This window comes from Streptomyces sp. NPDC059909, from assembly GCF_042730885.1.
Lineage (GTDB): Bacteria > Actinomycetota > Actinomycetes > Streptomycetales > Streptomycetaceae > Streptomyces.
The window spans coordinates 355215-378084 of the sequence record NZ_JBHWKX010000001.1 but is presented as its reverse complement, the minus strand read 5'-3'; the positions used below and the strand labels follow the sequence as shown (position 1 = coordinate 378084).

The window sequence follows — 22870 nt, the reverse complement described above, 5'->3', positions numbered from 1 at the left end:
CAGACGTGCCGCCGAACCGTCCCGCGCCGTACGGGAGCCCCGGTCCGAACGCCGGTCGGTACGCCGGCCGGAACCCGGGTCGCCCTCGGACTGCTCGCCCACCGTTCCGGTTACGCCGCCGGAGCCTGCCCCTCCTGCCGGCCCGCACCCTGGACCTGGCCGCGCTGGGCCACCGTGAAGCGGGCCTCGGCCGTCGCCCCGTTGACGGTCACCGCGAGCGTGCCCGTACCCGGCCGGAGAGCGGTGAGGCGGCCCGTCGCCGGGTCGTACGCCGCGACGTGCCACGGCCCGGCCCGGTCGGGGTCGCCGACGTACACGTTCGGCGACCCGCTCCAGTCCGCGCTCATCGGGAAGCCGACCGGCACCGCACGCGCCCCGGCGCCCTCGCCCTGGAGGACCGTCGCCGTGACGCCGGCCTCCTCCCCGGCGGTCAGCGCCGCCGGGGCGGTCAGCGTCAGGCCGTCGACGTGCGCCCTGGTCTGAACGGACACCCAGTCGGGGCCGCCGCGCCACGGCTGCCGGCGCGCCGCGGCCTGCTGCGCCTCGGACACCTGGTCGACGCCGATCAGCGACCATCCGGTGAAGCCACCCTTGTCCGCGGGAGTGGCCGGGTTCTTCCCGGAGTTGCCGTTGATCAGGTACGGGACTCCGTCCACGTGCTCGGCGTGGAACGTGCCGACGTGGCTGCCGATGAACCCCGCGCCCTTCCCCGTCGTACGGCGGAAGTCGGCGAGCCAGTTCTCCAGCATCGCGGCCTCCTTGCGGTCCCCGAGTTGGCTGCCTTTCTGCGGCGTGGGGTCGCGCGGCGGCACGTGCTGGATGACCATCACCGAGCCGATCCCCGGGTCGGCGGCGGCCGCGTCCAGCTGCCGGCGCAGCTCCTTGATCTGGGCGAAGCCGCCGCCCCGCAGCCCGAGGCTGGAGGTGTCGAGGGTGATGAAACGGGTGCCCTCGTGGTCGAACGTCCGCTGGACGGGCCCGAATTCGGCCACGAAGTTGTCGATCTTCCCGCCCATGACCTCGTGGTTGCCCGGCACGTAGTACCAGGGCAGTTCGTCGCCCAGCTCCTCCTCCAGGACGGTGCGGGCGAAGGCGAGGTCATCGGGCGAGCCCTCGTCGACCAGGTCGCCGTTGATGACGAGGAAGTCCGGTCCCGCGGCCTTGATCTCGCGCAGGGTGCGCCGGGCCTGGGCGACGATCGGGCTCTCGGGGCTGCGGGCGACGAACTGCGCGTCCGACATCACCGCGAACTGCCAGTCGCGGCCCTCGACCCGGGCGGCCGGGTCGACGAGCGGGTCCCGGTGGACCGGCTCGTCCGGCAGCTCCACGGCCGGCGGGACCTTCGCGGTGAGGTCGTCGATGACGATCTTTCCGGTGTACGAGCGGGTGGCACCGGTCTCCGCGATGTAGAAGCGGTAGCCGGTCAGCGGGTACGAGATCCCGGCGGGGACGGCGAACTCGACGTACTTCCAGCCGGTCCAGGTGATGTAGGGCCCGCGCAGCAGCTGGTCGGAGCCCGCCGAGTCCTTCAGGTGCAGGGTCGGCCAGGCGCCGTTGCCGTCGCCCTTGATCCACAGCCCGAACGACTGCGGCTGGCCGTCGACGGGTATCCGCTGCCCCGGCGGGTTGGCGTACGCGGCGCGGGTGGCGGTGGACTGGGTGAAGTCGTAGGCGATCCCGAGGCCGGTGCCGGTGTGCCCGTCGGCCGTCGGCGCGACCGAGCCGGAGGCGCGGGCGGCGCTGAACGTCCAGCGGTCGGCGTCGTCGAAGGACGCCTCCTGCTGCTCGGCCAGACCGACGGTGACGGCGAGGACGGTGCTCCTGCCCGCCACGGTCACCCTGACCTGGCCGGCCGCGGGCTGCGTGGTGCGCGCCTTCACGGTGAAGCCGCCCTCGGCGTCCGGTGTGACGGCGAAGAGGGCATGGTCGTAGTCGAGCGTGACGTCGGACGGCTCGATCGGTGCGCTGGTGCCGTGCGCGTCGAGGCCGATGATGCCGAAACGCCCGGAGGCCTGGGTGCCGGCGAGACCGACCCGCCGGGTGGACGACGTGATCCGGTCCAGCTCGTCGAGGACGGTCAGCCGGACGCTGCCGCGGGCGCTTCCGCGCTGCGCGGTGACCTTCGTGCTGCCGCCGTGGCGCGCGGTGAACACACCGTCCCGGCCGGCGTGGCCGACCAGCGGATTCTCCGCGTACCAGCGCGGTGTGCCCGCCGCGGGACCGTACGTCTCGTCGTACCCGGCCGCGGTGAGGCGGCGGGTGAGTCCCGGGAACACGCGCTCGGGGTGGCCGCCCCTGACCGGGTCGGCGGTGGGCGCGGAGCCGGGGTTCACGGCGGTCTCGACCCAGTAGCCCTTGAGCTCGCCGCTGCCGTCGGGGGCGGTGAAGGCGAGGCCGTTGGGGACGGTGCGCTCGGTGCCGTCGGACGGGCTGTTCTCCACCTGCGTCGTGTCGCTGCCCGGCTCGCGGGCGACGAGCGTCGAGGAGCCGCCGCCGTCGAGGTTGATGGCGTTGTAGGCGCCGGCGCGCTGCATCATCAGGGCGAGTTCGGTGAGGCTGACGCCGCCGCTGTCGGTCTGGCGGCCGTCCACGCTGAGGATGTGCATCCTGCTGCCATCCTGCGAGAAGCCGACGGCGGTGCGGGGGGCGGGGGTGTTGTTGCCGCCGCCCTCGTGGTTGACGGGCTTGCCGTCGACGACGAGCAGTTCGTTGGCGCCGACGGCGGTCTGCGGCACCTCTCCCGAGCCGGCGCGCGGGCGGTACTCCAGGGTGACCGGGTCGCCGACGGCCAGCTGGGTGAGCGCGTCGGCCCCGGCGTCGCGGCCGACCAGCACGGTCGTACCAGCCGGGACCGGACCCTTGCCGGGCGCGGCGGCCGCGACGGCCACCTTGCCGTCCACGACCGTCACTTCGGCGGTGCGCTGCGCCCCGTCGACGGTGAGGGCGCGGTCCGCCTCGCCCCACTGGGTGTTGTACGCGCCGATGCCGCCCGACGGGACGTTGGCGGCGTTGAGCGCGGCGAGCGGACGGGTGCCGGCGGGAAGGGTGAGCGTGCCGTCGAAGTACAGCTGGAGGATGCGGCCGGCTTCGGCGGGGCCGATGCCGACGGCCCGGTTGTAGCCGCCCGCGGGCGAGTTGACGAGCTGTCCGTCGTCGACGGCGATGCCGCTGGGGGCGCCGGTCTGGTTGATGTCGAAGAAGTCGCCGTTGATCGCGGCCACGGTGCGGCGGCCCGGCCCTGGGTCGTGCTCGGCGGCGAGCTGCGAGACGGTCTTCCGGGCGGCGACCTTGCCGGGGTAGAGGTAGTCGACCTCGGTACCACCGGTGAGGTCGACGGAGAGCGCGTCGACCCGCAGCCACTTGTCGGACTCGAGCCGGTCGTACGAGGTCAACTCGACGCCGGGGGCGAGGGGTCGGGTGGACCGGGCGGTCTCGAGCCCGTCGCCGTCGGCGACGGAGAAGCTCCCGAGGCCGGCGCCGCCGTCCGTCCCTGCGCCGCTGCCGTCCGCATGGCTCGCGGCGGGCGGAGAAACGGCCCGCAGCATGTCGGCTGCGGACCGCGGCAGTGGCTCGGGCGGCGGTACGGTCCCGGCGGCGGCCGGCCCGGCGGCGCCGAGCGCCAGGGCCGAGCACGCCGGGGGTCTTGCGAATCCAGGAACAGGCACGGCAACTCCGGTGAAGGCGTGACAACGTGCGCGCCTGATGCGCACTCATCGGCGATTCAGGATTGCCGCGCACATGACGCCTTACCAGGGGGCGTTGGCGACGTCGAGGAGAACAACTGGTCTCGACCAGTTCACGCCGCCGAGGCCTGCCACCGGACCGACCGTCGGATCCGGAGGTCCGGGGCGCCGTCCCGGACCTCCGGACGGGCCCGTCACCCCGCCGCGTCGCCGTCCCACAACTCGGTGCTGTGTGCGTCCACAAGGGCGCCGATGCGGGCCAGGAACTCGTCGGCGGGCATGGCGTCCAGGCGGCGGCCGTCGCGCAGGCGTACGGCGACGTGGTCGTCCGCGGCCTCCTTGGCGCCGATGACCGCCTGGTAGGGGACGAGGCGTGCGGCACGGATGCGGGCGCCCAAAGTGCCGTGGTCCGCTCCGGCGATCTCGGCACGCAGCCCCAGGCCGGCGCAGCGGCGCACCAGCCCGGCGGCCTGGCCCATCTCGGCGTCGGAGACCGGGAGTACGGCCAGCTGGGTGGGGGCCAGCCAGGCGGGGAAGGCGCCGCCGTGGACCTCGATGAGGTGCGCGACGGCCCTCTCCACGCTGCCGATGATGCTGCGGTGGACCATGACCGGACGGTGTTTGGCGCCGTCGGGGCCGATGTAGTGGAGACCGAACTGCTCGGGCTGGTGGAAGTCGACCTGGACGGTCGACAGGGTGGCCTCGCGGCCCGCGCCGTCGGCGATCTGGACGTCGATCTTGGGGCCGTAGAACGCGGCCTCCCCCTCGGCGGCCTCGTAGGGCACGCCGGAATCGTCGAGGACCTCGCGGAGCAGCGCGGCGGCCCGTTGCCACATCCCGGGGTCGGCGACGTACTTGCCGCCCGGCCCGGGGAGCGAGAGCCGGTAGCGGGCGGCGCGGATGCCGAGGGCCTCGTAGGCGCGGCGGATCAGCTCCAGCGCCGCCCGCGCCTCGTCGGCCGCCTGGTCCGGGGTGCAGAAGATGTGCGCGTCGTTGAGCTGGATCGCCCGTACGCGGGTCAGTCCGCCGAGCACACCGGACAGCTCGGAGCGGTACATGCCGCCCAGCTCGGCCATCCGCAGGGGCAGTTCGCGGTAGCTGTGGGCCCGGGAGCGGTAGATCAGCGCATGGTGGGGGCACAGGCTGGGCCGCAGCACGACCTGTTCTCCGCCCAGGTCCATCGGGGGGAACATGTCCTCGCTGTAGTGGGACCAGTGCCCGGAGATCTCGTACAGCTCGCGCTTGCCCAGCACGGGCGAGTACACGTGCCGGTACCCCGCCCGGCGCTCGGCGCCACGGACGTACTCCTCCAGGGCGTGCCGCACGGCGGCGCCGTCGGGCAGCCAGTACGGCAGCCCCGCGCCCATCAGCGGATCGGTGTCGAACAGGTCCAGCTCACGGCCGAGCTTGCGGTGGTCGTGCATCGTGGTCTCCTCGCGGACGTCGGGTCGGGACGAGTGACCACACGGCGAAGCCCCGGGGCACTCACCCCGGGGCTTCGGACACAGTCAGCTGTCAGCGCGCCGGGACACTCTCCGGCGTCGTCGTCAGGCTCACAGCGGCACGCTTCATACGGGCGACGGTAGCGCCGCACCTGCTGCGCGCGCGATCGTTTTTCCGGTGCGGGCGCATCCCCGCCGGCGCTTGTGGCACGGCACCGCATCACGTGGCGCCATGTGGCACCACAGACACTTGCGCACCGCACGGCCCCGCAGTCCTCATGGGCTGCGGGGCCGTCGTCGCTTTCCGGTCCGGACGGACCGTTCGGCTCGTTCGGTACCTCCCTCCTCCGGTACGTCCGGTCAGCTGCTCACCGCGCACTTGCCGCGCTCGGCCTTCACCGGGCCTTCGGCGGAGGGCTTGACGTCGAAGTCGAACATGGCGGTGGGGACGTACAGCGAGCAGCAGGCGTTGGGGATGTCGACGATGCCGCTGATACGTCCCTCTATGGGAGCGGAGCCGAGCAGCAGGTAGGCCTGCTCTCCGCTGTAGCCGAACTTCTTGAAGTACTCGACGGCGTTGAGGCAGGCGCGGCGGTACGCCAGCGTCGCGTCCATGTAGAAGTTGGTGTCCGTGTCGTGGTCGACGGAGACTCCGACGAAGGAGATGAACTCCGTGTACCGGGGCTCCACATTGCCCGGCATGAAGACCGGGTTGGTGGAGACGCCGTACTTCTCCATACCGCCCTTGATCAGGTCGACGTGGAAGTCGATGAAGCCGCCCATCTCGATGGCGCCGCAGAAGCTGATCTCTCCGTCGCCCTGGCTGAAGTGCAGATCGCCTGCGGAGAGCTTGGCGTCCTTGACGTATACGGGGAAGAAGGCCCGCGAGCCGCGGGTCATGTTCTTGATGTCCTGGTTGCCTCCGTTCTCACGGGCCGGGACCGTGCGCGCGCCTTCCTCGGCGATACGCGTCGCAAGGTCGCCGCTGGCCGTGCCGGCGAGTGCGTTGCTGGTGTCCGGGGGGACAGCGAGCGGCGGGACCCGGTTCGGGTCGGTCTCGATCAACGCCTTCTCGCGGGCGTTCCAGCGGGCGAGCATCTCGGCCGATGGAGCCGTTCCGAACAGCCCGGGGTGGGTGATTCCGGTGTAGCGGATCCCCGGAAGGTGACGGGAGACGGCCTGCTGCCCGTGCAGGTCCCATACCGCCTTGTAGGAATCGGGGAAGTAGTCGGTCAGGAAGCCGCCGCCGTTGGCCTTGGCGAAGATGCCGGTGTAGCCCCAGCCCTGGCCCGCGAAGTCGCCGGTCTGCTGGGGAACGGGGCCGAGGTCGAGTATGTCGACGACGAGCAGGTCGCCGGGTTCGGCGCCCTCTATGCCTATCGGGCCGCTCAGCATGTGGGGGATGGTCAGGTCGATGTCGCGTACATCGTTGGCGGAGTCGTTGTTGCCGACCTGGCAGTCGGTCCAGTCACGGCACTCCAAGCGGAACTCGGCGCCGGGCTTGACCATGGTGACGGTGGGGACGTCCGGGTGCCACCTGTTATGTCCGGGAACGTCCTGGTCACGCATCGACTTGGTCTGGTCCACGGTGAAGATGACTTCGGGCATGACAGCCCCTCTTTCTGATCCTTTCAGGATGATGCGCCAGCACTTTCGGGCGCCGCTGCGGCTTGGGCCGCCTGCCTCTGTTTCCGGGTGAGTGGCCACAGCGCCGCGAACACCACCGCGCCGAAGACCGCGAGTGCGATGGCGGTCTCGACGGGGTGCTTCCAGTAGCCGGAGAGCAGCAGCGCCGCGGGAATCACGCCGGTGACCCAGCCCTCGATCGCCGTGACCCAGCCGACGTATGTGGTGAGGCCATTCATCTTGAGACCGAGTAGCAGGAAGAACAGGAACCACAGGAATGCCCAATAGAGCCAAATGACCCCGAAGGGGTAGTCCTTGAAAAGACGGAAACTGACGAACGAGTACCCGAGGGCGACAATGGCCACAAACAGCGAGTAATAGCCGACGCCGGTGCTGTCGAGGCCTGCGAGCAGGCCGACACCTACGTAGAGGTAGGTGAATCCGAACAGATAAATACCGGATGCCGCCAGGATCTTGTTGGGGTCACCGGCGGCGATGAAGACGAGATAGGTCGGCGTCAGCACTTGCAGCGCACCCACGAACAGATTGAAGACTGCTCCCGACCGAGCATCCACTTTCCCGAGGAGCAGCAACCCGTTGATGAAGAGCACCGCACCGACGAAGAGCAATCCCACGTTTCCCACGGGGACGCACCTCCTCAGGCCACGTGGGTTTGTCGTTCCACCGCCCTCAGGGGCGCGGCAGCCGCGAGAGCGCGGGGTGCGGGGGCCGGAGCACCCGCGGGCGTGGCGGCACTTCGGAAACCACTGCCGGAGCCTCGTGGGCCTGCTCCTCCCGTTCACGGAGGGCGGCGACCGCGTGCGAGGTCAGCGAAAGGCCCGGCGAGGAATACACACGTCTCGCAGTGCCGGCACAAACAGGGCAGTCGTAAACTTTGGGCGCCGTCCCGATTGTCAATTTCCGATCGAAAGGCCCACAACGGCTGCATAGATATTCATAGGTTGCCATCAGCAGCCTCCGGATGCCGGTGGACGCTGGCCAACCCGAGGATGTACGGCGTACCCACGACAACGGATACGCCACAAGCTATTTCTCCCTTCAAGGAGACGTCTCATAAATCCACGTGTCAACCCCCGGACGGCTGGGCTCGACTGGTCACAGAACGGCGCCGCGTCGTAACACGAATCTTCCGACCTGCCCTTTCCCGCGCAGACGAACAAATCCCTACGAGGTTGAACTCGCGGCGTCGTAGGGGCTGACGGCCCTCGATCCGTGACCCGCGAGCTCTGCGTCGAGCAGGCCTGTGCCGCCTGGCGCACCCCTACGAGCGTTGACAACCACATGAAACGGGACAAAAGTGGCATTGCCTTAGGAGAGGGGGCGCGCCGTGCCAGGAGCGCGTCGCGATCTCCCAGAAGGAGCATGAACCATGCCGATGGGAACCATTTCCTCGTCGCCCGACACCGTGGGCGTGGCCGTGGTCAACTACCCGGTGCCGGTGGTGGAGACGAGGCAGGAAGTATTGGAGAACTGTCAGAAGATCGCCAAGATCACCTGGGGTGCCAAGCGGGGCTTCCCCGGCCTGGACCTCATCATCTTCCCCGAGTACAGCACCCAGGGCTTCCACCCGACGAAGTGGATGGACCTGACGACCACCGTCGATGGTCCCGAGGTGGAGATCTTCGCCAAGGCGTGCGTGGACAACAAGGTGTGGGGCGTCTTCTCGCTGACCGGTGAGGAGAACCCGGAGGGCAATCCCTTCAACAGCCTGCTCCTGATCAACGACAAGGGCGAGGTCGTCCTCAACCACCACAAGGTGCTGCCGTGGGTTCCGATGGAGCCCTGGTACCCGGGCGACAAGACGACGGTCGGCGAGGGCCCGAAGGGCCTCAAGGTCGGCCTGGTGATCTGCTACGAGGGCAACCACCCCGAGATCTTCCGTGACACCGTGATGAAGGGCGCGGAGCTGGTGGTGCGCTGCCAGGGGTACATGTATCCGTCGAAGGACCAGCAGAAGATCGTGCAGCAGTGCCGGGCGTGGGAGAACCTCACCTACGTCGCGGTCGCCAACATGGCCGGCCGGGACCTGGTCTACTCCTACTTCGGCAATTCGATGATCGTCGACTTCGACGGCAGCATGCTCGCCGAGTGCGGCACTGCCCCCGATGAGGTCACTTACGCGCTGCTGTCGCTTTCGGCGGTACGTGACGCCCGTACGACCTGGACGGCGGAGAACCACCTGTTCAACACCTTGCACCGCGGCTACACCGCGCTGCCGCCCGACGGCCTCGCGGAATGCCCGTTCGACTTCTACAAGCTGTGGGTGAACGAGCCGCAGAAGGCCAAGGAAATGGTCGAGGCTCTCACCCGACCCACCGCGATCCCCGTGGAGGCGTGAGACGTCCACACCCGATCCCACTACTGGGGGAATGGAGGGGGGCGATCCCACCGTCGCGCCCTCGCGGTACGGATTGCGCTTTCCCGCGCTCGGCGGTGCCGAGCCGGCGGAGGACGAGGCCCAGGGGGCGCTTTCGTTGCGGGTGGGCGAGGCGCTGCTTGACGACGTCGACCGGGGCATTGTGCGGATCGACCCCTATCTGCTGGCCCACATCGGGGCGCAGCCCGGGGCGGTCGTGGCGATCACGGGCGGCCGGCGACGCACCGTGGCCACCGCCCAGGCCGCGCCCCCGCCGTACGCAGGCACGCACCGGATCCTCACCGACGGAATGGTGCGGGAGAACGCCGGTGCGGTCGTCGGCGACCGCGTACTCGTGTCCCCTGTGGCCGCGGAGCCGGCGCGGACCCTCCTCATCGAGCCGCTCGACGCCGGCACGTTCGGGCCCGCGGAGGTCGCCGAGATCCGCGAGTCGCTCGCCGGGCGCGCCGTGGCCTATGGCGACAGGCTGAAGGTCACTGCCTTCTCCAAGCGGGGCACCCTGTTCAAAGTGGCTGGCACCGACCCCGAAGCGGACGTCGTCGTAGGCCCGTTCACGGATGTTCGGATCAAGAAGGACCGCGGCACTCTCGTCGCCCAGCCGCCGCTGTTCACCGTCAAGTACGAGGACATCGGCGGCCTTGAGGAGGAGGTGCTGCGCGTACGGGAGCTCGTCGAGCTGCCCCTGAAGTACCCGGCTTTGTTCGCCCGGCTGAAGATCGAGCCGCCCAAGGGTGTGCTTCTGTACGGGCCGCCCGGGTCGGGCAAGACGCTCATCGCCCGCGCAGTGGCCAGCGAGGTGCGGGCGCACTTCATCCACGTCAACGGCCCCGAGATCATTCACAAGTTCTACGGCGAGAGCGAGGCAAAGCTCCGCGAGATCTTCGACGAGGCGCAGCGCCGCGCCCCCTCGGTGATCTTCCTGGATGAGATCGACGCGATCGCGCCCCGCCGGGCGGACGTCTCCGGCGATGTCGAAAAGCGTGTTGTGGCGCAGTTGCTCGCATCCATGGACGGTTTGGTCTCGCGTGGCGAGGTCGTCGTCATCGCTGCGACCAACCTGCCCGAGGCCGTCGACCCCGCGCTGCGCCGCCCGGGCCGGTTCGATCGGGAGATCCCGGTCAACGTGCCCAGCCGAACCGGCCGGCTGCGCATCCTGCAGATCCATTCGCGCGGCATGCCGCTCGCCGGCGATGTCGACCTGGCAGCACTCGCCGAGGTGACGCATGGATTCGTCGGGGCGGACCTGGAGGCGCTGTGCAAGGAGGCCGGCATGCTCGCGGTCCGAGACTGCTTCGCGGAGCTGGACGCAGGCGACACCGCGGAGACGGAGGCGCTGGCCGTGCGGATCACGATCCGTGCCCGCCACTTCGCCGAGGCGTTCAAGGCGATCGAACCGACGGCGACCCGCGAGTTCTTCCTGGAGCGGCCCAACGTCCACTGGGACGAGATCGGCGGCCTCGACGGGATCAGGCGCACGCTGGTCTCCGCGGTCGAGCTGCCTCGGCGCCACCCGTCCCTGTTCGCCGCGGCCGGTGTCCGGCCGCCCACCGGATTCGTCCTCGCCGGGCCCTCGGGCACGGGCAAGTCGCTGATGGTCAAGGCGCTGGCCACCGAGACCGGGCTGCGCCTGATCACCGTGGACGCCGCCGCGCTGTTCTCCAAATGGGTGGGCGAGTCTGAGAAGGGGCTGCACAAGGTCTTCAAGAAGGCCAAGGAGTCCGCGCCGTGCATCCTCTTCTTCGACGGCCTCGACGGGCTGGTGCCCCGGCGGCATGGCCACCCCGAGGCGGAGGGCGGCCTCGCCGACCGGCTCACCCGCCAGTTCTTCACCGAGCTCGACGAGGCCGTGGAACACGGCACGGTGACGATCGTCGGCGCCACCAACCGGCTCGACCTCGTCGACCCGGCGGCGCTGCGGCCCGGACGGTTCGGCAGCACCCTCCACTTCCCGTTCCCCGACACCGATCAGCGCGCCCGCATCCTCGCCATCCACCTGCGCTGGACCCGCCTCGCCCCGGACGTCGACCTGGCCGCCCTCGCCCAGGAGCTGGACGGCCTCTCCGGCGCCGAGATCGCCGGGATCTGCCAGCGCGCCGTCCTCGCCGAGATCGAGCGCCTCATCGAGCAGTACGGCGACGCGGCCGAGGAGACGGTGAGTGGTGGCCTGACCGTCACGGCGCGCACCCTGAACGAGACGCTCCGCGAGCTGAAGAAGTCGAGCAATGCCCGCCTGCCCTGAATGCAGCCGCCCCATGGAGGCCGACCGCCACATCTCCGTCGGCGGCCTGCGCGACAAGCCCATCCACTGGAAGTGCCCGGATGACGCCATCGAGGCCGAAGCCGTCCACCCGGTGCAGATGGTGCACCTGCGGCTGGGGCAGGAGGAGGTGCACGCCGGGCGGCTGACCCGGATCGTCGCCCTCGACATGGTCGGGGCCGAGCTCATGGTCTATCGGGAGGCCGTGGCGCCCGCGCGGCCCGTCGGAGGAGAGCGCCGGGGGGAGCCATGACCGCCCCTGAGCACCCGGCCAGGCATCCCCTGCCGCTGGACCGCGAAGCCTACGACGCCTACCTCCGTGACCTGGGTGCGCTGGTCCGCGCCGATCCCGAACTCACCGACCTCCCGGCCCTGCGCGCATTCGTCGCTGCCCACCGGGACCGCTTCGGCCCGCGCACCGCCCAGGCCACCCTCGCCGCCACCGGCGACGAGCTGCGCACGCTCGCCCACGTCATGGTGCTCGCCGCGCTGGAACTGGCCGACCTGCACGAGCACAGCCGGGCCTGGCTCACCGACCACGGCCGGGCCATGCCGCCGTGGGACGTGACCGTACCGCGCACCGCGCAGCGCCTCATCACCTTCCAGAACACCGTGTACGGGGTGGTCGAGTGGGAGCCCGTCTCCCGGGTCGAGCTGCGACCCGGCCTCTCCGACGCCGAACGGCGGTGGGCCACCGCCCTCGCCATCGGCCGCGGCGAGCGCCCGCAGTGGTCCGACGAGGAAGTACGACGCTTCGCCGCCTACCTCACCCTGGGCACCGACACGTTCGCCGGGGAACGGGACCGCCCCGACGAGGAACTGGCCCGCCGCCACCAGGTCCCCGTCGAAGCGGTGCGCTACCGCCGCCGACTCGCCGACACGGTGCAAGGGTGAGCGACGCACGCGCCGCCGAGCCGCACACAACGACGATGCGCGCACCTCCGTGGCGCGTCGGCGTTTACCCGCGGCGGAGCCGCTGGAGTCACCAGCAGTCGGCGGTACGGCAGGGCGAACCCCAAGGAGGGACCATGAGCGACTTCCTCCACCTCGGCTGGCACGAGTTCCTGCTCCCTGCCACCACGCGCGCCGGCGGCACCGAGTACCTGCGCGTGTGGATCGACATGTCCGATGTCGTCCCCATGCTGCGCCGCCTCGACCTCATCTACGGGGACCCGGATCACCCCTACACCCTCGACCTTCGGCAGGGCCCGGAGGCCCAGCGCACCCTGCTGCGGCTGGTCGCCGAGCACCTGCTCGAGCAACCCGGCGCGCTGCGCCGCGCCGCGGCCACCCGGCGCTTCGCCGCCGAAATGCAGGATCGCTTCGGCGTGGCCCCGGCAAACTTCCCTCTGCCTTACCCGTCGTTCATCGACCAGGTCGACCTGGACCCCGCCCAGACCGCCGTCGCACTACCCATGGTCCTGGACCGTGACGCCCTCGGCCTCGCCACGAAGGAAGGCTCACCCTGAACGCGACCGAAACCCCCAGCGCGGACGTCCGCTACTCCCCGGACCACCTGTGGCTCCGGCGGGAAGGCACGGGCGACGAGGTCACCGTCGGCATCACCGAGCGGATCGCCCGCATCCTGACCCTGGTCAACACCGTGGCCCTGCCTGCACCCGGCGCCTCGATCGCCCAGGGCGCCGAGCTCGCCGCCATCGACGCGCAGAAGGCCGCCTTCGAGCTCCCCGCCCCCGTCGCGGTGCGCATCACCGCGGCCAACAACCGGCTGACCCGTGAACCTCTCCTCGTCCGTACCGACCCCCGAGGGGGCGGCTGGCTCCTCCGCTGCACCCTGGCCCGACCCCACGACTGGGACCAGCTCCTGGACCACGCCGCCTACCAGGCCCTCGTCGAGCACGAGCAGCAGCGCGGGCAGCAGGGCAGTAACTGAGAGTGAAAAACATCGTGCAGAGGGCAGGGTGCGGGTCCTCCCGCTGTGCTCTTGGGTCGGTATTCGTGAGGACGCGGACGGTCAGAGCTCGATGCCCGCCCGCTTCGCGAGGGCATTGATCTTCGGGTTGCTCCGCTTGTGGAGTGATACAAGCACCCGGCTGAGCTCCAGGCTCGTCGGATGGACTTTCGCCATCTGGGGCGCAGCGTCCCAGGCATCAGCGAGTGAATCCACGGCGCCGTCGCGGTCGTTGACGGCCAACTTGGCACGGGCGACGTTCATGTGAAGCGGGCCGATACGGGTTGCCGGGAGCGTTGGCGTGGTGCGCAGGTACCGTTCAGCGACCTCAAGCGCCTCGGCGTTCCGCTTGAGGTCGACTTGGGTTGCCACGATGTGCGTGATCGTGTTCTCGGGGCCAAAGTGCATGCCTTGGACATCGATGTCGGTGTAGAACGCCTCCGCGGCCTCATTCGCCGCCTTGATGTGCCGCTCGGCCGTCTTCTTGTCCTGGAGACGGCCTGCAAGGGTCATCCCTCGCAGGTGCAGAAGCCCCAGGCCGAGGTGTCGTGTCCTTCCTTGCATGGTCGATTCGACCCGCACAACGGCCTGATCCACCAGAGCCAGTCCCCCGGCGAAATCACCTCCGTTGAGGAACGTCCCGGCTTCATCACGTGCAGCTACAGCCAGAGCCAAGGCGCTCGCGCGCTCTGCGGCCTGCTTCTGCTTCACGACCGCCAGCTCGGCAAGCGTCATCCAGCGGTGCCTGGCCGCCAACCAGTACACCGCGCTGTAGACGTCGGCGACCTTCGCCCAGTCTTCGGGTAGCCCAGTTGCGTGCGCGTTGTCCTGTACCCGGATGAGGAGCCCCGGCAGCTTGTGGGTCACCGCGGACAGGTTCGCGTCGCCGCGAAGGCGGAACAGCTCCGAGAGGTCGTGCTCCAGCCGTTCCGGCATCTCCGGGTCCCCGGTGGGCAGGTCGAACCGCCGCATCGCGGAGCGCAGCGCCTTGAGCCGGTCCTCATCGCCGACTTTGACGGGCGCCTGCCCCAGCAGTTCGTCCAGCGTCATCCCGAACGCGTTGGCCAGCGCCGCGCCCATGACCTGTGTCAGCGGTCGTTCGCCCCGCTCGATCTTCCCGAGCATCGACGTGGACATCCCGGCCCGGTCGGCCAGGTAGTCCTGGAGCCAACCGCGCATGACCCGGTGCACCTTGACATTCGCGCCAGGCCCAGGGGTGGTGATCTCTGCACTCATGTGCCGCGTCTTCCCTGTCGGTTCGCCTCGTCGTCATGGTCTCAGGGCTTCTGTACCCCGTGCTGTGGTTGTGCACTTCCTGTGCACATTCGAGGTCGCGTTCTGTCGTTGACTGATTACCCAAGCCAGTAACGAGGGGACGAGCGATGGACGGAACGAAGGTGGGACGGACTCCTCTGGAGTCCGCCCAGTTGATCGCCAAGAACGCTGTCCCGGAGGTCAAGCACGCGTTCGACGTGATGACCATCCCCGCCGACGTGTACGCCGAGGGCGTGGTGAACGGCCACGGCATCGTGTTCATCGCGTTGCGCTCTGCCGAGGCGTACGACCTCGCCCGATGGGTGCGTACCCACGCACCCGAGCGGAAGACCATCCATCCACAAACCGGGGGTTGTTCAACGTGACCGCAACGCTCATTCCATTCGGTGCCCAGGCGCCGACGCCCGCCTACGTGGTGGACATCAACCCGGCGAGATTCACGTACGACCCCGAGCGCCAGGTGAATGTCATGGCGAGCGGACGCCTGTGGGCCGATGAGCCGGTGGCGGCTTCCTCCACCGCGACCAACAACGACACCTCGCCCGGCAATCCCCCGGACGAGCAAGCTGATCCCTACGCTTTCCCTGAGATCGATCCCGGGCCGGCGCCTGATGCCCACCGGCTCCTGTCGGCCGACTCCGGCATCAAGTAGGCCGAGGATGCTGCCGCGCGGACACGTCCTCATCGTTGCCGAACAACTCGACCCGAGTGCCGACCTCGTGGTCCAGGCGCTGAGCGAACGCCATGTGCCTGTGCTGCGGTTCGACTTGGCCGAGTTCCCCCAGTCGGTCATGCTCGCCGCAGAACACCGGGACGACGTTCCCGGCTGGAGGGGTGAGCTGGCCGCGCGCTGCGGGCTGCGTTCGCGCGGCTGCTCACCGACGACGGCCACCTGCGCTCCCCGGAGTGGCGACGTGCCGTGGAAGACACACCACGGCATCTGTTCGTGCCGATCTTCTACCGCAGGTCCGCGGTGAGTGGGAGGAGGCCACAGCCGGTGACCCCGGCTATTTCGACGCCGTCTACGCGGACAGGTCCCTGACGACCCAGGTCACCGACAACGTGCCCACCTCGTCATCAAGTCAGCCCAGCCTCATGATCCAGATGCTCGAAGGTCTGGGCATCGAGGACGGCGACAGGGTGGGCGAGGTCGCCACGGGCACGGGCTACAACGGCGGCCTCGTGTGTCACCGCATCGGAGACAAGAACTTCTGGACGATGGAGGTCGACGCCGATCTGGCGCAGCTCGCGAAGGCCCGTTTCGACGAGTGCGGTTACCACCCGCCGGTGGTCACGGGGGACGCCCGGGAGGGATTCGCCGGTGCCCTCTCTCTGGACCGCCTCGTGGTGACGTGCAGCTTCGACAGATTCCCCTACGCCTTGGCCAGGAGCGTGCGGCGCGGCGGCATCATCGTCTGCCCGCTGGGCTGGGGCAACGCCCGGCTCACCGTTCACGGAGACGGAACCCTCCAAGGCAATTTCCTCGCCGGCGGTTCCTACTTCATGAGGGCGCGCGAGGACGGCGGTACGGTGCGGTGCCGTACCCGGGCGAGCCCGAGTCGGTCTCGGAGCGAACCTCGCTGATCGATCTGTCCACGCTCGCGAGCGAGGGCTTTCGCTTCGTGCTCTCCCTCGTGCTCTCCGAAGTTGGGGATGCGTCCGAGTTGGACAAGGGCGGGCAGACCATCGGCTGTCGCCTCTGGGGCCGTGACGGTTCCTGGGCTCACGTTCTGGGCAACGTCGTACGTCAGGGCGGCCCGCGCCGCCTCTGGGACGCCGTGGAGGACTCCCACCTCTGGTTCGAGACCCACGGTCGTCCTTCCCGTGACCGGTTCGGCGTCACCATCACGCCCGCCGGCCAGACCTTCTGGCTCGACGAGCCGCGTCAGTACGTCCCACCGGCTCCGTCGCCCAGGGAACTCCGGAGCGCCTGACGATTCGCGCGCGGAGGGCTCATCGACGAGTCGCCTCTGGACGCGTCCCCCGGCCGGGCCACGCCGCCGTGACCTGGTTACGCTAGTGGGGAGCGGTGTCCTGTTCGGGCGCCGCGCGGCGGTGGGGCCCGCCGTACCCGAACCGCGGCGACGAGGCCGCCAACGGTCCCTGCTTGTGACGAGACGCGCCCCAAGACGTGGGCGCCGCGCGAGTAGGAGACGTATCCCCATGGGAGCCCACAGGAGCCGGATGGCGGCGGAGACCGACCCCCATGCTGCCGGGAATCCGCTGCCCGCGCCGAGGCACGAGATCTGGCGCGGACAGGGACCGGTCGTGGCCATGGTCGCGCTCGGCGGCGGGATCGGCGCGGCGGCCCGCTACGGCGCGTCGCTGCTGTGGCCCACCGCCTCCGGTGCCTTCCCCTGGACGACATTGATCGTCAACGTGGTCGGCTGCGCGCTCATCGGCATCTTCATGGTGGTGATCACCGATGTGTGGGCGGCCCACCGGCTGGTGCGGCCGTTCTTCGGCACCGGTGTGCTCGGCGGATTCACCACGTTCTCGACGTACGCAGTGGAGGTGGAGCGCCTGTTGGCCGCCGGGGAGGCACGGACAGCCTTGGCGTATCTGGTGCTGACCGTGGCGGCCGCACTGGTGGGAGTGTGGACGGCGGTCGGCGTCATGCGACGCGCACTGGCTTGGAGGACCCGATGACATGGCTGACGGGTACGGCGCTGCGGGTGACGATCATCATCGGCGAGACGGATCAGTGGCATCACAAGCCGGTGTACGCCGAGATCGTGCACCGCGCCCGCAAAGCCGGACTGGCCGGCGCGAGCGTCTTCCGCGGAATCGAGGGTTTCGGCGCCTCGTCCCTCATCCATACCCAGCGGTTGTTGTCGCTCAGCGAGGACCTGCCGGTGGCCATTGTGATCGTGGACAGTGAGCAGAAGGTCCGGGAGTTCCTGCCCGAGCTCGACGAGCTGGTCTCGGGCGGCCTGGTGATCCTGGACGACTGCGAGGTCATCCGCTACGTGGCCCGGGAGAGCGGCCAGTGAACTGGCTGCTGGTGATCGTGGGCGGGATGATCGGCGCCCCTCTGCGCTATCTGACCGACCGGACGGTGCAGGCCAGGCACGACACCACCTTCCCCTGGGGCACGTTCACCGTGAACATCGCGGGTTGCCTGGTCCTGGGCCTGCTGATCGGGGCGGTCACCGCCCACGCCGCCTCCTCACAGGTGCTGCTGTTCCTCGGCACCGGGTTGTGCGGGACCCTGACCACGTATTCGACGTTCTCGTACGAGACGCTCCGGCTTGTCCACGACGGTGCGCGGTTCTACGCGGCAGCCAATGTGCTCGCCAGTGTGGTCGCCGGACTCGGAGCAGCCTTCATCGGCACCGCGCTGGCCCAGGCACTCTGGGGATGAGCGCACCGGCCTTCCGGGTGAACACACCGGCCCCGCAAGGCTCTAGGAACAGCCGCATCGCTATTCATCGGCTCACGTCCCCCATTGCTCTCGGGGGTTTGCAGCGCCGACGCCTGCTCGACTAAAATTCAAGATCATCGGCGCCCTACGGTTTACCGGTGCCCTGCCGGTTCGACCGGAGCAGCGGCCCCACCGATGGAGGACGGCCATGGCAAAGATCCTTGCGGTGCTCTATCCGGATCCCGTGGGCGGTTATCCACCTGAGTACGCCCGCGACGAGATTCCCACCATCACCGGCTATCCGGGCGGTCAGACCGCGCCGACCCCACAAGCCATCGATTTCACCCCGGGACAGCTCCTCGGCTGCGTCTCGGGAGAACTTGGACTGCGCCGCTTCCTCGAGGAGCGGGGCCACACCTTCGTCGTCACGTCCGACAAGGAAGGGGCGGACTCCACGCTGGACCGCGAGCTGCCCGACTCCGACGTGGTGATCTCGCAGCCCTTCTGGCCCGCCTATCTGACCCCCGAGCGGATCGCCGCGGCTCCGCAGCTCAGACTCGCGATCACCGCCGGGATCGGGTCGGACCACGTCGACCTGCCGAGCGCCATCTCCCACGGCATGACCGTGGCGGAGGTGACCTTCAGCAACAGCATCAGCGTGTCCGAGCACGCCGTCATGCAGATCCTCACCCTGGTGCACAACTATCTGCCCGCCCACGAGTGGGTGACCGCCAAGAAGGGCTGGAACATCGCGGACAGCGTGTCGCGCGCCTACGACCTCGAGGGCATGGACGTCGGCGTCCTCGGCTCCGGCCGTATCGGCCAGGCGGTGCTGCGCCGCCTCAAGCCGTTCGACGTCACCCTGCACTACTGCGACGTGCACCGGCTCCCCAAGGACGTCGAGGAGGAGCTGGGGCTGACCTACCACCCCGACGCCCGTTCGCTGGCCTCGTCGATCGACGTGCTGTCGATCCACACGCCGCTGCACCCGCAGACGCAGAACCTCTTCGACGACGAGCTGATCGGGGCGATGAAGCGCGGCTCGTACATCGTCAACACGGCACGCGCACTCATCGTCAACCGGGACGCCGTGGTGCGGGCCCTCAACAGCGGCCAACTGGCCGGTTACGCCGGTGACGTCTGGTATCCGCAGCCGCCACCGCCCGACCACCCCTGGCGCACCATGCCGTACGAGGCGATGACGCCGCACGTGTCCGGTACGACCCTCTCGGCGCAGGCCCGCTACGCCGCCGGCACCCGGGAGATCCTGGAGTCCTGGCTTGACGGGCGCCCCGTCCGCCCGGAGTACCTGATCGTCGACGGCGGTGGGCTCGCCGGGACGGGAGCGCGCTCGTACACGGTCGCCGGATAACGAATACCGGCCGGCGCACAAGAAATCACCGGAAGAGTTCTCGGGATTCTTGAAAAGATCCCGCAGGAGATCCGAGAGGAGACCGTTAAGAAGATCCGGAAGAAGATCCACCATCCTGTTGTGAGCCGACTCACGCCCACATTGCTGGACGGGCGCGAGTCGGGACGTTTAGCGTCCTTAAATAGTTTGGTTTTTCCTTATGCGAAGGCATTGGCGCCGCGCATACTGTTTCGCAAGAAAACCAAGGCGAACGCCGGGAAGGTGGATCCGTGAGCAGCATGGACGCCGTGTGGGTACGGGGCGTGAACGGCATTCAGATGCATCACGTGACCGACCTTCAGGATGCCGGACGATTTCTGGGCAACGCAGCCATGGCGCTGCGGGCCGCACACGTGAGGACCGGCGCCGACCGGTACTCCAGCATCGCCGCCGAGCTCAAGAGCCTGGTGCAGCGGGTGCGGGAGCTGGAGGACGAGGCCCGGTCGAGCATGCACGACCTGCACTCCAACGACCCGGAGCAGTTCATTCGCTGCCGGGACGGCCACGAGCCGTGGCCCGGCGAGATCCCGGCAGGGTTCATCCCGCGCCACACCTGCAAGGACGAGTGCCTCTACCACGACCGCGACGTCCTCGAGGCCATCACGCAGTGCACGTGCGGACGGCCGCCGTGCCGGGCCTGCGAGATCGGCGGAAAGCTCTGACGAGCACGGGCCTGAGCGCGTACTGAGCGCGCGAGCGCCGACTGAGGGAGCCCCCAGGATCGGGGGGGCTCCCTCAGTGCTTTCCCGCACCCGCGGCCGCCCGGTGGCGGCCGCTCTCGCTGGACGTCCCCTGCCGGGGAGGGGGGAGTATCGGTGGGTGAGGGTGCCGTGAGCCGGCACTCGCCTCCCGAGGCGCCGGCGGGCACTCGGCCCACAGGCCTCGACAACTGCTCCGCGTGACCCCACCGGCCGACGGCACGGCCGTCGGCCGGTGTTCGTCGCAGGAGGGATTTCCCCATGAAACTTCCTACTGAGCGTGCTCGTGGCTCCGCCGCCCACGGCACGGGCCCCGCGTCGTCGCAGGTGAGCGCCGCCGATGCCGGTGTGCTTCTGCTGCGGCTGGCGGTGGGTCTGATCCTGGCGGGTCACGGCGCCCAGAAGCTGTTCGGCTGGTTCGGCGGGCCGGGCCTGGGCGCCACGGGAAAGGGATTCGCCGAGCTGGGCTACGAGCCCGGCGTTTTCTTCGCCGGCCTGACAGGGGTCTCCGAACTCCTCGGCGGACTGGGCCTGGCCGTCGGGCTGCTCACCCCGCTGGCCGCGGCAGCCGTGATCGGGGTCATGATCAACGCCATGGCGGTCGCCCCTGAAAAGTCGCTGTGGCCCGCCGCCGGTCCCGCGTTCGTCTACCCGATGCTCGTTGCCGTCGGCGCGCTCACCATCGCCGCCGTCGGACCGGGGCGGCTCTCCCTCGACCGGGCCTTCCCCTGGTGGGACGGCGGATGGCGGCCTGCGGGATTCGCGCTGGTGGTCGGGGTGGTCGCGGCGGTGATTGTGCTGGCGCTGTAGGGGCGGGCGCCTGCCGCGGGCCCTTCCCCACCTCTGTTCTCCTACGCCCTGGCCGGCGTGGGGCCGCGGCGCTCACCCGAGGGCACCGGGGCCCGGGGGCGGCCCCCGGTTACGAGGCCCCGCGGTGGCGGGTGGCGAGCGTCGTCAGGAGGGGGCCCGCCGCCAGGAGGAGGGCGAGGGTGGCGTAGCCGTACGGCAGGGCGGAGAGGCTGGCCACCGCGGCCACCAGCAAAGGGCCGCCCGCGTCGCCGAGTTCGCGGCCCAGTTCGGCGGAGCCCATCGTCCGGCCGAGGCGTTCGGGCGGGGTGGAGGCCGCGAGGGCGGCGAAGCCCAGGGGGGTGATCAGTCCGGTGCCCGCGCCGATGAGGGCGGCGGCGGTCAGGATGCCGGTCAGGCCCGGGAGCATCGCGCACGCCAGCCCCAACGCCGTGACCAGCATGCCCGCGGTGAGACCGCCGCGTACGGTGACGCGCCCGGAGTCCAGGGCCCGGCCGGCCTTCGGCTGGACGAGCGCCGCACAGGCCGCGAGCACCGACACCGCGGCGCCGGTGGCGACCGTGCCGAGGCCCGCGGCCGCACCGGAGACCGGCAAAAAGCCGACGCCCACCGAGAGCGCGGCCGTCGCCCCGGCCAGGGCAGCCGTCGGCCCGAGGAAAGCGGGGTCGGCCAGCCGCCGGGCCAGGTCGAGCACCGTCTGCCGGCTCTTGGGCAGCGGCGGTACGCGCGGCACGGCCAGTACCGCCCAGACGGCCACCGCCGCGCCGAGCACCGCCAGGACGGCGAACAGCAGACGCAGGCCCCCCGCCCACACCAGCACCCCGCCGAGAAGCGGCCCGAGCGTGTAGCCGACGGACTTCCAGAAGCCGTACGAGCCGAACGCCCGCCCGTGCTTCGCCGCCGGGTTGAGCCGCGCGACCAGCGCGGACGCGGACGGCGAGAACGCGGACGCCGCCGCTCCCTGGCCCAGCCTGGCCGCCCACAGCCAGCCCGGGGAGTCCGCCACCACGTACGCGGCGGAGGCGGCGGCGAACGCGACGAGACCGCCCAGCAGCACCGGCCTGGCCCCGATCCGGTCCGCGAGCGCCCCGAAGAGCGGCTTGAGCAGCACCTCCGCGCCGTCGTAGAGCGCGAGCAGCCCGCCCAGAACCAGCAGGGACGTCACCGCGTCGGCGGAGAAGCCGCCGAGGTTCGCCGCGATGCCGTGCGCACCGAAGGCGGTGGTGAAGCCGGCCGCGTACAACGGCCACATCTGCCGGCCCGGTGCGCTCCTCGTGCCCGGTGCCACAGGTCCCGCGGACGTCTCAGCCATCGGCCCTCCTGTCAGACGTATGGGGTCGCATCGGAGCACGGCTTCGGCCGGAACCGTACCGGTGGCCGCGAGGCCCTTGAGGTGAGGCCCTTGAGGCAGGGGCAGTCGTCATGGGTGGGCGTACAAGCCGTTGGGAACTGCAGCGTGCGGGCGGTGCTCGGGATGTCGGCGGGCAGCGCCGCCCCAGCAGCCGGAGGACGGCGAACCGGTCGACGGCGAGTACGGCAGCACACCGATCCTGAATTCAGGAAGCCCGGATCAATTCTTGAGCGGGAACGAATGGTGCTCGTGCGACACGACCCAGCGTCCGCCCTCCTTGCGCAGCCCCATCGTCAGGCGCAGCCGGTTGTCCGGGTCCTCCGCGAGTTCCTGCCGGGTGCCGCAGCGCAGGAGGGCGTGGGCGAAGGCGACGTCGTCGCCCGCGGTGACGTCGAGCGAGACGAGCTCGAACGACGCGCCCTGCCGCTGCCACACGAAGAACGGCGGCCACGTCTCGCGGTAGCGATCGATGCCCCGTACCCCGTCGTTGGGCGGCGGCACGTCGAACATCACGATGTCGTCGGCGTGGTCGACGAGGACACCGTCGATGTCGCCCTCGTGCACCGCCTTCGCCCAGCGCTCGATGAGTGCCCGGATCTGTGTCTCGTCGTCGGCCATGACCGTGCTCCTTCGACGGTGCCGCGCC

The 22870-nt window shown here is 69.9% G+C and carries 24 protein-coding genes; 16 read left to right on the top strand and 8 right to left on the bottom strand.

The features are described 5' to 3' along the window. Positions 1-110 precede the first annotated feature (110 nt). The 5 genes from ACFV9O_RS01805 to ACFV9O_RS01785 form a co-directional block, all read right to left on the bottom strand. Positions 111-3665 (bottom strand): phosphodiester glycosidase family protein, encoded by a 3555-nt coding sequence (locus ACFV9O_RS01805; RefSeq protein ID WP_385411027.1) that lies wholly within the window; start codon positions 3663-3665, stop codon positions 111-113. Between the two features lie 212 nt (positions 3666-3877). Further along, positions 3878-5107 carry a threonine--tRNA ligase gene (gene thrS, locus ACFV9O_RS01800; RefSeq protein WP_385411026.1) on the bottom strand — a complete coding sequence of 410 codons (1230 nt, stop codon included), beginning with the start codon at positions 5105-5107 and terminating at the stop codon, positions 3878-3880. 378 nt (positions 5108-5485) lie between these two features. Then, positions 5486-6733, bottom strand: coding sequence for a formamidase (fmdA, locus tag ACFV9O_RS01795; protein ID WP_385411025.1), 1248 nt, complete (start codon positions 6731-6733; stop codon positions 5486-5488). Between the two features lie 23 nt (positions 6734-6756). Further along, on the bottom strand, positions 6757-7395 hold the full coding sequence (locus tag ACFV9O_RS01790; protein WP_385411023.1) for an AmiS/UreI family transporter: 639 nt from the start codon (positions 7393-7395) through the stop codon (positions 6757-6759). A 46-nt stretch (positions 7396-7441) separates the two neighbouring features. Then, on the bottom strand, positions 7442-7720 hold the full coding sequence (locus ACFV9O_RS01785; RefSeq protein ID WP_385411022.1) for an FmdB family zinc ribbon protein: 279 nt from the start codon (positions 7718-7720) through the stop codon (positions 7442-7444). Between the two features lie 421 nt (positions 7721-8141). On the opposite strand from ACFV9O_RS01785, the gene ACFV9O_RS01780 reads away from it, so the two are divergent. From ACFV9O_RS01780 to ACFV9O_RS01755, 6 genes are all read left to right on the top strand, one after another. Further along, on the top strand, positions 8142-9110 hold the full coding sequence (locus tag ACFV9O_RS01780; protein ID WP_385411020.1) for an aliphatic amidase: 969 nt from the start codon (positions 8142-8144) through the stop codon (positions 9108-9110). A 31-nt stretch (positions 9111-9141) separates the two neighbouring features. After that, the gene (locus tag ACFV9O_RS01775; RefSeq protein ID WP_385411018.1) at positions 9142-11388 is read left to right on the top strand and encodes an AAA family ATPase; all 2247 of its coding nucleotides are present in this window, start codon (positions 9142-9144) and stop codon (positions 11386-11388) included. A gap of 13 nt (positions 11389-11401) precedes the next feature. Next, the gene (locus ACFV9O_RS01770; protein ID WP_385411017.1) at positions 11402-11659 is read left to right on the top strand and encodes a hypothetical protein; all 258 of its coding nucleotides are present in this window, start codon (positions 11402-11404) and stop codon (positions 11657-11659) included. Continuing rightward, positions 11656-12300, top strand: coding sequence for a hypothetical protein (locus ACFV9O_RS01765; RefSeq protein WP_385411015.1), 645 nt, complete (start codon positions 11656-11658; stop codon positions 12298-12300). The genes ACFV9O_RS01770 and ACFV9O_RS01765 overlap by 4 nt, the downstream gene beginning before the upstream one ends. A 134-nt stretch (positions 12301-12434) precedes the next feature. Continuing rightward, positions 12435-12875 (top strand): hypothetical protein, encoded by a 441-nt coding sequence (locus ACFV9O_RS01760; protein WP_385411013.1) that lies wholly within the window; start codon positions 12435-12437, stop codon positions 12873-12875. After that, positions 12872-13300 (top strand): glycine cleavage system protein H, encoded by a 429-nt coding sequence (locus tag ACFV9O_RS01755; RefSeq protein WP_385411122.1) that lies wholly within the window; start codon positions 12872-12874, stop codon positions 13298-13300. The genes ACFV9O_RS01760 and ACFV9O_RS01755 overlap by 4 nt, the downstream gene beginning before the upstream one ends. Before the next feature lie 81 nt (positions 13301-13381). Here the strand turns inward: ACFV9O_RS01755 and ACFV9O_RS01750 are convergent, their stop codons facing one another. Further along, positions 13382-14554 carry a helix-turn-helix domain-containing protein gene (locus ACFV9O_RS01750; RefSeq protein WP_385411011.1) on the bottom strand — a complete coding sequence of 391 codons (1173 nt, stop codon included), beginning with the start codon at positions 14552-14554 and terminating at the stop codon, positions 13382-13384. Positions 14555-14700: 146 nt separating this feature from the next. On the opposite strand from ACFV9O_RS01750, the gene ACFV9O_RS01745 reads away from it, so the two are divergent. From ACFV9O_RS01745 to ACFV9O_RS01700, 10 genes are all read left to right on the top strand, one after another. Beyond that, positions 14701-14958, top strand: coding sequence for a hypothetical protein (locus ACFV9O_RS01745; RefSeq protein ID WP_385411009.1), 258 nt, complete (start codon positions 14701-14703; stop codon positions 14956-14958). Continuing rightward, positions 14955-15245 carry a putative ATP-grasp-modified RiPP gene (gene tgmA / locus ACFV9O_RS01740; protein WP_385411121.1) on the top strand — a complete coding sequence of 97 codons (291 nt, stop codon included), beginning with the start codon at positions 14955-14957 and terminating at the stop codon, positions 15243-15245. The genes ACFV9O_RS01745 and tgmA overlap by 4 nt, the downstream gene beginning before the upstream one ends. A gap of 254 nt (positions 15246-15499) precedes the next feature. Further along, on the top strand, positions 15500-16177 hold the full coding sequence (locus tag ACFV9O_RS01735; protein WP_385411007.1) for a hypothetical protein: 678 nt from the start codon (positions 15500-15502) through the stop codon (positions 16175-16177). Beyond that, complete coding sequence (locus ACFV9O_RS01730) at positions 16129-16527, top strand: hypothetical protein (RefSeq protein WP_385411006.1); 399 nt, start codon at positions 16129-16131, stop codon at positions 16525-16527. The genes ACFV9O_RS01735 and ACFV9O_RS01730 overlap by 49 nt, the downstream gene beginning before the upstream one ends. A 229-nt stretch (positions 16528-16756) precedes the next feature. Then, positions 16757-17242 (top strand): fluoride efflux transporter CrcB, encoded by a 486-nt coding sequence (crcB, locus tag ACFV9O_RS01725; RefSeq protein WP_385411004.1) that lies wholly within the window; start codon positions 16757-16759, stop codon positions 17240-17242. Then, positions 17239-17586, top strand: coding sequence for a DUF190 domain-containing protein (locus ACFV9O_RS01720; protein ID WP_385411002.1), 348 nt, complete (start codon positions 17239-17241; stop codon positions 17584-17586). The genes crcB (ACFV9O_RS01725) and ACFV9O_RS01720 overlap by 4 nt, the downstream gene beginning before the upstream one ends. Beyond that, positions 17583-17957 carry a fluoride efflux transporter CrcB gene (gene crcB, locus ACFV9O_RS01715; RefSeq protein WP_385411001.1) on the top strand — a complete coding sequence of 125 codons (375 nt, stop codon included), beginning with the start codon at positions 17583-17585 and terminating at the stop codon, positions 17955-17957. The genes ACFV9O_RS01720 and crcB (ACFV9O_RS01715) overlap by 4 nt, the downstream gene beginning before the upstream one ends. Before the next feature lie 208 nt (positions 17958-18165). Next, positions 18166-19329, top strand: a complete 1164-nt coding sequence (locus ACFV9O_RS01710; RefSeq protein ID WP_385411000.1) for an NAD-dependent formate dehydrogenase — start codon at positions 18166-18168, stop codon at positions 19327-19329. 278 nt (positions 19330-19607) lie between these two features. Continuing rightward, entirely contained in the window at positions 19608-20030 is a 423-nt protein-coding gene (locus ACFV9O_RS01705) for a hypothetical protein (RefSeq protein WP_385411119.1), read from the top strand. A gap of 297 nt (positions 20031-20327) precedes the next feature. After that, complete coding sequence (locus ACFV9O_RS01700; RefSeq protein ID WP_385410998.1) at positions 20328-20876, top strand: DoxX family protein; 549 nt, start codon at positions 20328-20330, stop codon at positions 20874-20876. Positions 20877-20985: 109 nt separating this feature from the next. On the opposite strand, the gene ACFV9O_RS01695 is transcribed toward ACFV9O_RS01700, so the two are convergent. Together ACFV9O_RS01695 and ACFV9O_RS01690 are read right to left on the bottom strand one after the other, a co-directional pair. Beyond that, positions 20986-22125, bottom strand: coding sequence for an MFS transporter (locus ACFV9O_RS01695; protein WP_385411116.1), 1140 nt, complete (start codon positions 22123-22125; stop codon positions 20986-20988). Between the two features lie 318 nt (positions 22126-22443). After that, positions 22444-22842, bottom strand: coding sequence for a YybH family protein (locus tag ACFV9O_RS01690; protein ID WP_385410996.1), 399 nt, complete (start codon positions 22840-22842; stop codon positions 22444-22446). Positions 22843-22870 lie beyond the last annotated feature (28 nt).

Excerpts from the sequence above, each read along its gene's own strand:
- thrS (WP_385411026.1), bottom strand. The coding sequence starts at position 5,107 with ATGCACGACCACCGCAAGCTCGGCCGTGAGCTGGACCTGTTCGACACC.
- fmdA (WP_385411025.1), bottom strand. The coding sequence starts at position 6,733 with ATGCCCGAAGTCATCTTCACCGTGGACCAGACCAAGTCGATGCGTGAC.
- ACFV9O_RS01785 (WP_385411022.1), bottom strand. The coding sequence starts at position 7,720 with ATGGCAACCTATGAATATCTATGCAGCCGTTGTGGGCCTTTCGATCGG.
- ACFV9O_RS01780 (WP_385411020.1), top strand. The coding sequence starts at position 8,142 with ATGCCGATGGGAACCATTTCCTCGTCGCCCGACACCGTGGGCGTGGCC.
- ACFV9O_RS01775 (WP_385411018.1), top strand. The coding sequence starts at position 9,142 with ATGGAGGGGGGCGATCCCACCGTCGCGCCCTCGCGGTACGGATTGCGC.
- ACFV9O_RS01770 (WP_385411017.1), top strand. The coding sequence starts at position 11,402 with ATGGAGGCCGACCGCCACATCTCCGTCGGCGGCCTGCGCGACAAGCCC.
- ACFV9O_RS01765 (WP_385411015.1), top strand. The coding sequence starts at position 11,656 with ATGACCGCCCCTGAGCACCCGGCCAGGCATCCCCTGCCGCTGGACCGC.
- ACFV9O_RS01760 (WP_385411013.1), top strand. The coding sequence starts at position 12,435 with ATGAGCGACTTCCTCCACCTCGGCTGGCACGAGTTCCTGCTCCCTGCC.
- ACFV9O_RS01750 (WP_385411011.1), bottom strand. The coding sequence starts at position 14,554 with ATGAGTGCAGAGATCACCACCCCTGGGCCTGGCGCGAATGTCAAGGTG.
- ACFV9O_RS01745 (WP_385411009.1), top strand. The coding sequence starts at position 14,701 with ATGGACGGAACGAAGGTGGGACGGACTCCTCTGGAGTCCGCCCAGTTG.
- crcB (WP_385411004.1), top strand. The coding sequence starts at position 16,757 with ATGGGAGCCCACAGGAGCCGGATGGCGGCGGAGACCGACCCCCATGCT.
- ACFV9O_RS01720 (WP_385411002.1), top strand. The coding sequence starts at position 17,239 with ATGACATGGCTGACGGGTACGGCGCTGCGGGTGACGATCATCATCGGC.
- ACFV9O_RS01710 (WP_385411000.1), top strand. The coding sequence starts at position 18,166 with ATGGCAAAGATCCTTGCGGTGCTCTATCCGGATCCCGTGGGCGGTTAT.
- ACFV9O_RS01705 (WP_385411119.1), top strand. The coding sequence starts at position 19,608 with ATGGACGCCGTGTGGGTACGGGGCGTGAACGGCATTCAGATGCATCAC.
- ACFV9O_RS01700 (WP_385410998.1), top strand. The coding sequence starts at position 20,328 with ATGAAACTTCCTACTGAGCGTGCTCGTGGCTCCGCCGCCCACGGCACG.
- ACFV9O_RS01695 (WP_385411116.1), bottom strand. The coding sequence starts at position 22,125 with ATGTGGCCGTTGTACGCGGCCGGCTTCACCACCGCCTTCGGTGCGCAC.
- ACFV9O_RS01690 (WP_385410996.1), bottom strand. The coding sequence starts at position 22,842 with ATGGCCGACGACGAGACACAGATCCGGGCACTCATCGAGCGCTGGGCG.